Annotated in this window: 9 protein-coding genes; 6 read left to right on the top strand and 3 right to left on the bottom strand. The window is 41.8% G+C overall.

What is annotated here, in order from left to right; translation table 11 throughout:
• Window positions 1-35 precede the first annotated feature (35 nt).
• A complete protein-coding gene (locus tag ACIZ62_RS10475; RefSeq protein ID WP_111886705.1) occupies window positions 36-692 on the bottom strand; it encodes a YczE/YyaS/YitT family protein in 657 nt (218 codons plus the stop codon).
• Between the two features lie 182 nt (window positions 693-874).
• Here ACIZ62_RS10475 and ACIZ62_RS10470 point away from each other — a divergent pair, with 182 nt between their 5' ends.
• Complete coding sequence (locus ACIZ62_RS10470; protein WP_414150135.1) at window positions 875-1,510, top strand: flavodoxin family protein; 636 nt, start codon at window positions 875-877, stop codon at window positions 1,508-1,510.
• A gap of 54 nt (window positions 1,511-1,564) precedes the next feature.
• Here ACIZ62_RS10470 and ACIZ62_RS10465 read toward each other — a convergent pair whose 3' ends face one another.
• Window positions 1,565-2,410: a DUF4097 family beta strand repeat-containing protein gene (locus ACIZ62_RS10465; RefSeq protein WP_414150134.1), complete on the bottom strand. Its 846-nt coding sequence runs from the start codon at window positions 2,408-2,410 to the stop codon at window positions 1,565-1,567.
• Complete coding sequence (locus ACIZ62_RS10460) at window positions 2,407-3,084, bottom strand: LiaF transmembrane domain-containing protein (protein ID WP_111886708.1); 678 nt, start codon at window positions 3,082-3,084, stop codon at window positions 2,407-2,409. Before ACIZ62_RS10460 ends, ACIZ62_RS10465 begins: the two co-directional genes overlap by 4 nt.
• Window positions 3,085-3,326: 242 nt before the next feature.
• Here ACIZ62_RS10460 and ACIZ62_RS10455 point away from each other — a divergent pair, with 242 nt between their 5' ends.
• The 5 genes from ACIZ62_RS10455 (at window position 3,327) to ACIZ62_RS10435 (ending at window position 12,334) form a co-directional block, all read left to right on the top strand.
• Window positions 3,327-3,731, top strand: coding sequence for a hypothetical protein (locus tag ACIZ62_RS10455; RefSeq protein WP_414150133.1), 405 nt, complete (start codon window positions 3,327-3,329; stop codon window positions 3,729-3,731).
• Between the two features lie 383 nt (window positions 3,732-4,114).
• Window positions 4,115-6,445 carry a methyl-accepting chemotaxis protein gene (locus tag ACIZ62_RS10450; protein ID WP_414150132.1) on the top strand — a complete coding sequence of 777 codons (2,331 nt, stop codon included), beginning with the start codon at window positions 4,115-4,117 and terminating at the stop codon, window positions 6,443-6,445.
• Between the two features lie 304 nt (window positions 6,446-6,749).
• Entirely contained in the window at window positions 6,750-9,059 is a 2,310-nt protein-coding gene (locus tag ACIZ62_RS10445; RefSeq protein ID WP_111886711.1) for a methyl-accepting chemotaxis protein, read from the top strand.
• Window positions 9,060-9,130: 71 nt separating this feature from the next.
• On the top strand, window positions 9,131-10,450 hold the full coding sequence (locus ACIZ62_RS10440) for an ATP-binding protein (protein WP_111886712.1): 1,320 nt from the start codon (window positions 9,131-9,133) through the stop codon (window positions 10,448-10,450).
• 246 nt (window positions 10,451-10,696) lie between these two features.
• Window positions 10,697-12,334 (top strand): MBL fold metallo-hydrolase RNA specificity domain-containing protein, encoded by a 1,638-nt coding sequence (locus ACIZ62_RS10435; RefSeq protein WP_111886713.1) that lies wholly within the window; start codon window positions 10,697-10,699, stop codon window positions 12,332-12,334.
• Window positions 12,335-12,380: the final 46 nt, after the last annotated feature.

Here is a 12,380-nt window from a genome sequence, read left to right as displayed (position 1 = left end):
CCGATAATTAACCCGGTCGATCCATTAAGACCAGGTTAATTATTTTTTTTTAGCTTGCGGAGGTTCTGAAACATCACACCAAAGGTTTCGTGTTTTACCTGAGTAGGGTCAAATCTCAGAAGTCTAAACGTAATCTGTACACAAAAACCAATTGAAAAAGCTGAAATAACTGTTCCTAAACCAACCATCCCGCCGAGTAGCCAGCCAATCAGGACAACACTGATTTCCACAATACCGCGACACAGACCGACTGGTAATCCGGTTTTTCGGGTTATCGCCACCATCAGGCTGTCCCGAGGACCGGCGCCAAAGGCCGAAGAAATATAAAAATAGGTCCCCAGGGAAATAATAAAGAGACCCAAAATATGCACTAGGGTTCCAATCCAAAAATGATTAAAAAGTGGGATAAAGTCTAAAAAAAGGATGAGATCCATAAATAAACCGATCATAAACATGTTAAAAATAGTACCCAGTCCTATTTTTTCACCAAGCAGAAAAACAAGGGCGACAATAAGCGCACCCACTGCTGTGTTTATTAAACCAATGCTGACGCCTAGAGTTTGACTGATACCGCTATGAAGAACTTCCCAGGGCGCATAACCGATATTTGCCCGCATGGTAACAATAATTCCCAATCCATAAAGAAAAAGACCAAAATTCAGTTTTAAAAATCGTAAAATGTATTCTGCCATAAGGCCCTCCTTAAAGGGTAATAGTATAAGTATACCATAAATTTATTGGCGATTAAAGATCAAAGTGTACAGCGTTTGAATTTTGCTAAATTGTGCGATAGAGGTTTTACTTACTTAAAAATGTGGTATACTAAAAGCAATAAAACAGAACAGATGGAGCACTCTGCTTCGGGAGGTTAGAAATGAAAGTATTAGGCATTAATGGTAGTCCTCATGGAGAAGGCAATACATTTACAGCACTGAGTATTGCTGGTGAAATATTTGCTCAGGAGAGCATCGATTTTGAAGTTTTCGATGTTGGTATGAAAGCGGTACAGGGGTGTACTGGTTGCAATGCCTGTAGTAAAAATAAAGATGAACAGTGTATCTTTACTAAAGATGTCGTCAACGAAGGGATTCAAAAAATTAAAGAGTCTGATGGCGTTATTTTTGCCAGTCCTGTTCATTTTTCTGGCATCAGCGGAAATATGAAGTCATTTATGGATCGGGCGTTTTATGTAGCTGGCGCCAATGGCGGATTATTTCGGCATAAGGTCGGCGCTTCTCTAGTAGCGGTAAGACGTTCCGGTGGAGTGGCAAGTATTGATCAATTGAATCACTATATTACCTACTCGGAGATGGTAATGGCAACGGGTAATTACTGGAATGTTATTCATGGTCGCACTGCCGGAGAAGCTTCCCAGGATACCGAAGGCGCCCAGACCATTGAAGTTACGGCAGCCAACATGATTTGGCTGATGCGTCTCATCGAAAACGGCAAGGGTGTGGTTGCGGAACCAAATCCCTTTAAAAAAGTTTATATGCACTTCGTCAGATAAAAGAAGTTGTTAATGCCAATAAAAAAAACACGTTAAACGTGTTTTTTTTATTGGTTATTTAAATGTCATGTAAACCGGTCCGACTCCGCCGTCAATATCGATGCGATGAGGGGCAGATTGCGTGCCGACGCCCGTTTCTGAAATACTCCGGTCGTTGATGGTAATGGGTCCAATACCCTGGTCGACAGTGATGAAATAGTCATCAACATTGCCATTGATATCCAGATTGGTCTGGCCAACGCCGCAGTCGACTTCAAATTCTCCAGTGACAATCCCCTGGATACTAATAAGTCCCACCCCGCCGTTGATCTGAAAGTCATTGAGTTTTACGTTAGTAAAATGAACGGCTCCAGCTCCACCGCTGAGTTTACCGGAATTAGCCAGTAGCTGATCGGCCACGACTTCTCCAGCTCCCTGCTTGATGACCAGTTCATCAGTAACTAGTTGAGACAATTCACCGCGGCCGGCACCAATTTCTAGTTCCAGCTTTTTTAGTTGGGTGTTCCGGGGAATGGTAACGATAAGGTTGGTCATGCGATCTTTACCAAACAGATTCGGAAAGACTTGGGTGCTCTTTTTATCCTCAATAATAAGCTTGCCGTTGTCAAGGGTGGCATTAAGACTTGGTGGGACATTGGTTCCTTCAACGACAAAGGCATCTCCGCTTTGAAGCGTGATACTACCGGTATCAAAAGTAACAAAAACAGATTTTAAGTCACCAGTAAAATCCTGTCGAAAATTGGATTCACCTTGTTCGATGATTTGGTTTTTGTTTTCAATCAGACCAAAACCCCGCATGATGGCGACGCCCCCATTGACAATGCTGGCGATGATTCCTAATGCCAGCACCAGACCAAAAGCGATGGCCAGGTATTTAATCCAACTTTGATTACTACTCATTTGACTTCAGTCCCTCCAAAGATATTTGTGCTATTGATGTAAATCGTCGGTGGATTTTCGTCCAGCGGTCTGTTAGTCTTATTTGATGCGCCACCAAAAATCGGTGTGGTTGCCATTTCTACCCGGACATTGCTGGGAACCATCAAATCAATACCGCCAAAGACAGCAGTAGCCGAAATATAAATATCTTCGTTGATGATGGCTTGTCTTAAATCAAGGTCGACACTGCCAAAAACTGCAGTAATAGTAGCGCCGTTAAACGCTTCCCCAGGAAAGTTAATCTCCTGACCGCCAAATATAGCCGAATACTCAGGAAGTCCATCCTTTGTCATACCCTGAATTAATTTAGCGTTCTTACTGAGTCGATCCTTGAACATGATGCTCAATCCAATGGCAATAATAATGATCGGAAAGATCAGGTCCCCCAACAATGCACCGTTAAAATAGCCTCTGGCAGAAATAAATAATAACACACCAATACCTAAGCCAATAGTATTCCAGAGTTGTACGCCATTTTGCACCATACTGATAGCACAGGGAATAATGATGAATAAGGTCCACCAGCCGTCAAAAAATAGCTCAAAATTCCACAGACCAAATACGTTTCCGGCAAAGCCAAGGCCGATAACGACTAATAATAGCCCCCACAACAAGTTGCCTACTCGATTTCTCATTTTTCTCTCCTTTTTTTAAAATACTTTATTATACCACGCTTCTGATAAAATTTCATTCTTCCTGGATTTATTCAAGTGAGAAAATAATTCAGTCAGAGGGCTTATAGTAATTGACTTAATGAAATAGGGTAGGTAAAATGGTAGAAAGAGGATCTAAGAATAGATGATAATCGAAAGAGGATCTTTTGAATTTAAAACAGAGAGCAGTCGATTATGTGAGATCGACAATGGAGGATAGTAACATGGGGTTAGAGAGTGTTTTATATAAATGCGACCGGGGAGTAGATCTTAAACAATTACGGCTAAAGCCCTGGGCGGTAGCTTCTGAAGTGATGGGTCGGTTAAAAAAAACGAACCAGATTCATCGCTGGTTCTTAGAAAATATTCAAAATGGGGTTGATGATGGGCGGTTTTATCTGGTGGAAGAATACCAGTTTAAAAAGCTTTACAGGCTATGTACCACGGTGGATAGCAATCCTGAGCGGGCAGAAGAATTGTTACCTACTTTAAAAGGATTTGATATTGGCAGTGCTAAATATGATGAGGTCTATTATGAGAACCTCAGCAAGGTGCTTATTATTTTAAGACATATTAATAATACCTTCGATTTTAATAATAACGATTTGGTCTATAGTAGTTCTCATTAATTTAGTAGAATTTTAGGTGCCGCTACAAATTTTGTCAGGCCGGCTGAATTTCTCATCAGCTGGCTATTCTTTTTTTTAAACACGACAATAAAATTATCGTAAAAAATTAAATAGAACTAAAGTAAGCCGGGTTAATGACGATAGTATATAAGTGGCAAATGAAAATAACCGTATACGAAAAATGAAATGACAATTGTAATTCAACAATTAATCCGCTAAACGATTGATCATGAGTTAGCTGCCTTATTCGATGCCGATAAAGAAAAAGGTAGCAACGCTTTTTTTTATTGAGGATTGCGGTTTAATTATTCGATGAAAGATGGGTATAAATTAGGATATAAGCGTTATATTATATTGAAGTAAAATTTAGGAGGAGAAAAAGGATGAAGCATGAGAAGAGTTTGTTGTCAAAGATCCTGGTAACGGTTGTTTTGCCTGTAGCAATTGTATTTTGTATCGTAGCAGGTATTGCAATGATGGTTACAAGTCAAAGTTATGACCAGTTTACAGGTATTCAAAACAGCTTATTATTAGTTTATGTAATCGGTTTAGTTGTTATTGTTGGTGTGATCGCTTTAGGAATGAAAGAAGTTTCAAACAGAATCGCCAGTCTGGCAGTGGTTGCTAACCGAATGGCAGAAGGTGATCTTGAAAGTGGACTTGGATCTGAGAAACCTCAGGATCAGTTGGGTGAAATCAGTTATGCGTTATCATTGATTGCTGAAAATATTAAAATTCAATCAGAAATGGCCGATAAGCTGGCAGTTGGTGATTTTTCAGCAATCATCAGCCCACAGTCAGACAAGGACCAGATGGGAAATAGTTTATCAGCAGTTCAAAAGTCGGTGGGAAAACTACTCGATTATCTTAATATGATGCCGGATTTGGTTGAGAACAAAGAGTATTTTGATCGGAATATTGAAAATGACATGAAGGGTGATTATAAAAAAGCACTTGCGCAGGCAAATCAGGCTATGGAGACAGTCACCTCAAATATGGAATACTATTTAGCCATTCTGGATGCCCTGCCTTACCGTGTGACTACTACGGACAAAAATATGAAAATGGTCTTTGTCAATAAAATTCTTGAAGATCTGATGAAGTTGACCGGTACGGCTGAAAAGAGAGAAGATATTCGCGGCGCGGATTGCCATAGCTGTAATCTGGAGATGTGTCATACCGAAAACTGTGGCGTAACGATGTTAAATGGCAGTGGGGATCAACTGAATGAACTTGGCTATGCCGAGTATCGCTTTGAATTTTTGGATCGATACTACCGGATGGATACCATGAACCTCATAAACAAAAACGGTGAAAAGATCGGTTATGTTGAAGTATCTCATGATACAACACCGGTAATGAGTGTCAATAATTATCGAAGTGAAGCGGTAGTTCGACTGGCTGACAACCTGCATCGATTATCATTGGGAAATCTTGATCTTGATTTGCATGTGGATGAACCGGGACAATATACTAACGAAGTCTATGACCAGTTTAAAGCAATTGGGGACAGCTTAACAGAGGTTAAAAGTACTATCGGTAATCTCATTGATGATGCCAGCATGCTAACGCATGCAGCAATTGAGGGACAACTTGATGCCAGAGCCGATGAAACAAAATTCGAAGGCTCTTGGCAGGAACTGATCAGCGGAATGAACGGCATTCTTGGTGAAATAGCAAAACCCCTCAAAGAAGTTTCGGATGTGATGGATGAAATAACAAACGGAAATCTAAATGTGAGCGTAAATGGTTCTTACAGCGGAAGTTTTGAAGCGTTAAAACAAGCTGTCAATTCAATGGGGAGCGGATTTGAAAAAATAGTGGGAGAAATTTCCACCGTTACAGAAGAAATTGGTAATGGAAATCTCAACTTAGAGAATGTCAGCTCATTCGGAGGGGATTTTAATAAGATTTCTGATGCACTTAATACCATTATTGCAACCCTGAACTCATTGCTTGGAGATATTAATCATGCCGCTGAGCAAGTAAACGCTGGAGCCAATCAGGTGTCCGACAGCAGCCAGGCCCTGGCTCAGGGTTCTACCGAACAGGCTAGCTCGATCCAGGAACTAACCGCATCCATAGCAGAAATAGCTGACCAAACGAAGAACAACGCCGTCAATGCGAACAAGGCCAGAGAATTGGCGACAAATGTGATGGGCAATGCGGATAAAGGTAACCATCAAATGACCGAGATGCAGCAGTCAATGGTGGAAATTAACAAGTCATCCGAAGATATTTCCAAGATCATCAAGGTAATTGATGATATTGCCTTCCAGACCAATATTTTAGCGCTTAACGCGGCAGTGGAAGCAGCACGGGCCGGTCAGCATGGCAAAGGCTTTGCTGTGGTAGCCGAAGAAGTCCGCACCCTGGCTGCCCGTAGTGCTGAAGCTGCCAAAGAAACAACCGTTTTAATAGAAGGCTCCATCAACAAGGTGGCGGTCGGTACAAAAATTGCCGATGAAACGGCCAGTGCATTAGATGAAATTGTAGGCGGTATTACCCAAGTCAATGACTTAGTCGACTACATCGCCACGGCCTCCAATGAACAAGCCACCGGCATCGCTCAGATTAATATGGGTGTTGAGCAGGTTGCTCAGGTCGTGCAGCAGAATTCGGCGACAGCTGAACAGAGTGCTGCTGCCAGCGAAGAACTTTCAGGACAATCAATTTTGTTAAAACAAATGATTGATCAGTTTCAACTGAGATAAAAATAGAATCAGAACTTTTATCCTGAGTCATTTTGAATAACATTAGGAATTACCTAATGTTATTCTTTTTCATAAGTGGATCGAAATAACACCAGAAAGTTAAGGTGAAACAAAATTTGAAGTTGAGTTTACTATAAATATCATATATAATGTTGTCCATATATAAATTATTGTAGCGAAACGCCCTAGCTGTGAAACGCAACAGTATTGATTGCAATATCGTTTAGCGATATAACCCTTCAAAGAAAAGTGGTGGAGAATAAAAGAAGTAACTTCAAATTATCTCAATCTCAAGGAGGAAAGAATGGAACATAAAAAGAGTTTGCTGTCAAAAGTTCTATTGACAGTTGTGCTGCCGGTAGTCTTGATATTCTGCGCAACGGCGGGCATTGCAATGTCTGTTGTCAGTCAAAATTTTAATCAGTTTGGGGAGATCCAGAATAATATCGTGCTGATTTTTGGCATTGGTTTAGTTGTAATGGTTGGTGTAAGTGTACTTGGCATAAAGGGAATATCGAGTCGCTTAACCAGCCTGGCCGAGACTGCCAATCGGTTGTCAGAGGGAGACGTTGAAGTCGTTTACGAATCTGGCCCCCCTCAAGATCAGTTAGGTGAAGTTGCTTATGCCCTTTCGGGTTTGGCAAAGAATATGCAGTTGCAGTCTGAAGCGGCGGTTAAATTAGCTAAGGGTGATCTATCAGTTATGATCTCGCCGTTATCTGATAAGGATGTGCTGGGTAACAATCTGCTAGAGATTCAGTCATCCATAAAAAGGGTGAATGATTACCTGATGCAGTTGCCTGAACGTGTAAAAAAAGAAGCGGACCTGGAAAATAAACTGGAACCCGAAATTATTGGTGATTATAAAACTGGGATCGAACATGTGAACCAGGCCATCCAAACGGTGGCCGACAAACGCGATTACTTTCAGGCAATTCTTGATGCGATGCCGTACCGCATTACGGTTGTTGATACAGATTTGAAGTGGACATTTATAAATAAAACCCTTCAAGACCTGAGAATAGCTACCGGAAGAGAAGGCGAACGGGAAACACTTTATGGTGATGATTGTTGCAAGTCAAACCTTGACATGTGTAAAAATGAGGATTGTGGCGTCAAGGCTTACCGAAAAACAGGCCGAATTGAATTTCCGTTTCCATATCGTGGTGGTCATTATCGTATGGACACGACGCCAATTATTGATAAACATGGTGACACCATTGGTTATGTTGAAACCTCGTTTAATACGACCGGAACGATGAGTGTTAACAATTATTCGAAGACCGAAATTACTCGGCTGGCGGATAATTTAAGACGTTTATCAGAAGGAAATCTCGATTTTGATTTGGATGTTCAGGAACCGGATGAGCACACTCAGGAGGTTTATGAACAGTTTAAAGCCATCGAAACAAATTTACATGAAGTGAAAGATTCCATCGACAGTCTCATTAGTGATGCTATCATCTTGACGACGGCCGCAATGCAGGGAGATTTGGATGTTCGGGCCGATGAAACCAAATTCAGCGGCTCCTGGAACGAACTGATCAGTGGCATGAATGGCATACTTGGTGTTATGGCAAAGCCGATGGAAGAAGTCGCTAATGTGATGGATGCCATCGCTAGTGGCAATCTTGATGTGATGGTTGAAGGTTATTATCAGGGCAGTTTTGATGTCTTAAAACAGGCTGTCAATGAAATGGGTAGCAACTTTAAAACGATTGTGACAGAAATTTCCACCGTTACCGGAGCCATCAGCAATGGGAATCTTAATTTAGAGAATGTCAGAGCTTTTGGCGGTGACTTTAATGCGATTTCTGATGCCCTCAATACCATCATTGAAACTTTGAACTCGTTGCTTGGAGATATCAATCATGCATCCGAACAGGTTAATGCCGGGGCCAATCAGGTATCTGACAGCAGTCAGGCCCTGGCTCAGGGTTCTACCGAACAGGCTAGCTCGATCCAGGAACTAACCGCATCCATAGCAGAAATAGCTGACCAAACGAAGAACAACGCCATCAATGCGAACAAGGCCAGAGAATTGGCGACAAATGTGATGGGAAATGCTGACAAAGGAAACGCTCAGATGACAGAGATGCAGCAATCAATGGTGGAAATTAACAAGTCATCCGAAGATATTTCCAAGATCATCAAGGTGATTGACGATATTGCCTTCCAGACCAATATTTTAGCGCTTAACGCGGCAGTGGAAGCAGCCCGGGCCGGACAGCATGGCAAAGGCTTTGCTGTGGTAGCTGAAGAAGTTCGCACCCTGGCTGCCCGTAGTGCTGAAGCTGCCAAAGAAACAACCGTTTTAATAGAAGGTTCCATCAACAAGGTGGCGGTCGGTACAAAAATTGCCGATGAAACGGCCAGTGCGTTAGATGAAATTGTTGGCGGTATTACCCAAGTCAATGACTTAGTCGACTACATCGCCACGGCCTCCAATGAACAGGCCACCGGCATCGCTCAGATTAATATGGGTGTTGAGCAGGTTGCTCAGGTTGTGCAGCAGAATTCGGCAACAGCCGAAGAGAGTGCCGCTGCCAGTGAAGAATTGTCTGGCCAATCGATCTTGTTAAAACAGATGATCGACCAGTTTTCGCTGCGTTAAGTCAATCAGGAAAATAAAGACAAAAAGACCACCTTGTGATGAGGTGGTCTTTTTATAGAAGGGAGATCAGCATGAATCGATTAATTGCCAAACTGATACTTTTTACCGACTCAAATCAGAAAAATTTACTTAAACAAATGGGACAGCTCTATGAACGTTTTTACAAAGATGAGGATTCTAAGGAAGAACTGATTGCTGAGAGTTATCGCCAGATAAAAACGCTGCTGGAAATAGCTACAGATTTTGGATTTGACCGCAACCTCTGGCATCACTATCTGACCTTTTTACTGATCACCAATGAAAATCCATTCAGTCTGACCTGTGAAAAGGTGGGGAAAAAAGAAGGTAGTGTTAATTATTTTGCTCAGAACGATTGTAAAATTTTTAAGGATCTTTTTGATTTCGATTTTACTGAGTTGGAGTCCGTATTGGGGATTGATTGCTTTACCCGGATTTCAGATTACCAGGCTATCCGAAAGCCGGAATTCATGTACAATCAGAACGTCAGTGAAAAAGTGAAAGAACTGAGCCTAAAACTGGCGGCATCAGCAAATGAACAGCTATTTTTTGATGAGATTACACGGTTTTATCAAGACTTTGGGGTGGGTATGTTTGGCCTGAATAAAGCCTTTCGGATTACTCCCAAAGCCGATAACACCGGGGTAATTTTTAATCCGATCAATAACATGGATAAGGTCATGCTGGCAGATCTGGTTGGATACGAAAGTCAGAAACAAAAGCTTGTCGAAAACACCAAGGCCTTTGTCGAAGGGCGAAAAGCAAACAATGTGTTGTTGTTCGGGGATAGTGGTACCGGGAAGTCCACCAGTATCAAAGCTATCGTCAACGAATTCTATCATCAGGGACTGCGGATGATTGAAATCTACAAGCATCAATTTCGAGATTTATCAAATGTCATTGCCCAGATAAAAAATCGGAACTATCGGTTTATTATTTACATGGATGATCTTTCCTTTGAGGAATTTGAGATCGAATATAAGTTTCTCAAAGCAGTTATTGAAGGCGGTGTGGAAACAAAACCGGATAATATTTTGATTTATGCTACCTCAAATCGACGCCATTTGATTCGGGAAACCTGGAATGACCGAAATGATCTGGAAGCAAACGGGGATATCCACCGGTCAGACACGATGCAAGAAAAACTGTCGCTAGTGAATCGCTTTGGGGTCAGTATTTTTTACGAACGTCCCAGTCAGAAACAGTATTTTAAAATTGTGGCGGAGCTGGCCAAGCGAGAAGGTCTTGAGATATCTGAAGAAGTTCTTTCTCAGGAAGCCAATAAATGGGAACTACAGCATGGTGGGATTTCTGGTCGAACTGCTCAGCAATTTATCAATCATTTGCTTTCGATCAGTGTAGAGGATGATTAATTCGATCAGGGCCAACTTACTTCAATAAGGCTTAAAAAATAAGATCTGGTCAAAAAAGTGACACTTAATTTTGCTCCAGGTATTTTTATCGTCATAATCTGCGTAAATTTTAGTAATTTGGATATCTATAAAGTAAAGGGTTAAAAGATAGAAAAGATGATAAAGATTGATGGCTGGCATACGCAAGGCTATTGAGTTAAAAAATTTGCGATTGTTTTAATTGAAAAAAAGAACAGGAGAAAGAAAATGAAAATTAAATTTTTAGGAGCAGCACTATCTGTCACTGGTTCCTGCCATCTTGTGACTACCGAGCACTGTAAATTCCTCCTGGACTGCGGTTTGTTTCAGGGCAGCGAAGCTCTGGAAGAGCTAAATAATCAGGCGTTTGACTTCAACCCGAAAGAGATCGATTTTATCATTTTGAGTCATGCCCATATTGATCATTGTGGTCGGATTCCCTTACTTGTTAAACAGGGATTCAGCGGGCAGATTTACAGTACCGGGGCAACAGCCGAGATCGCTGATATCTTGCTTCAGGATAGCGGCACGATTCATGTAACGGATGCTAAATGGATCAACAGGCGAACAGCACGTTCCGGACAGCCGCTGGTTTCGCCTCTTTATACCCAGGAAGATGCCGCCCGCTGCATCCAGTATTTTTTCCCGGTGGCATACGGACAGTGTTTTCAGGTTAATCCCCAGATCAGGATCCGGCTTAATGAAGCAGGCCATATCCTGGGGGCTGCAATCATCGAGATTTGGATTGCGGAAGGCGGAAAAACCACTAAGCTGGTCTACTCAGGGGATATTGGAGCAAGTAATCAACGGATGTTAAATGATCCGACTCTGATCGCTGAGGCAGATTATCTAATCATGGAAACGACTTATGGGGATCGCACCCATGAAACCCGGTGGGAAAGCGGGAAGCGTTTTCTTGATATCGTTTTTAAAACCGTTGCTCGGGGGGGGACCGTGGTAGTACCGGCTTTTGCTCTGGGTCGAACCCAGGATCTGATTCATGAGCTGGAAGTGTTTTATGATAACCACGAGCTGTATCAGAATCAGCTTGATAAGGTCAAGGTCTATGTTGACAGTCCACTGGCCACCGATGCGACTGAAATTTTCCGCAAAAATGCCCATTACTTCAATGACTATATAAAGGAACGGATCAAAAAAGGGGATGAACTTTTCTATTTCAGAAATTTAAGTTTTACAAAAAGCATTGATGAGTCTAAGGCCTTAAACGAGAATACATCACCTAAGATCATTATTTCTTCCAGCGGCATGGCTGATGCTGGCCGGGTACAACATCATTTAAAACACAACCTCTGGAAACCCCAATCAAGTATTGTTTTTGCCGGGTACCAGGCCGAGGGGACCATTGGACGGGCCATCACCAGCGGGGAAAAATATATTAGAATTTTGCGAGAACGGATCCGAGTAAATGCTGAAATCTATTTTCTGGAAGGATTCTCTGCCCATGCCGACAAAAATGATCTACTGAAGTGGTTGTCCGGATTTAAAGAAAAACCCAAGAAAATTTTCCTGGTTCACGGCGAAGAAGAAGCGAAGAAAAGCTTTGCCAATACAGCAAAAAACACATTGGGATTTGATTGCACCGTAGTCGAGGATGTTTCCGAATACGATCTTGATAATGAAACCGTAATGGTAGATGGCATTAAAAATCGGATTGATACCAAAAATCAGATCAATAAATTAAAAGACAATCTGGACGACATCCATAATGAGTTAGGCAATCTACTGGCTATTCCGGGGATCGGGATAAAGGGGTCCTTTCTGGATGAGAAGCGAGAGGATCTCGCGGTATTGACCAGAGATTTGGAAAAAACCTGTGAAAAACTCAAGACCGTTATCAACAAATAGAACAATAATCTTAAAAAGTCTAAAACACCTGTCGGCTTGACGTCGG

The sequence above is a fragment of the Acetobacterium carbinolicum genome (genome assembly GCF_047456275.1).
Classification (GTDB): domain Bacteria; phylum Bacillota; class Clostridia; order Eubacteriales; family Eubacteriaceae; genus Acetobacterium; species Acetobacterium carbinolicum.
Note: the sequence above shows the minus strand (reverse complement) of the source record. Positions and strands in the feature narration are given on the sequence as shown.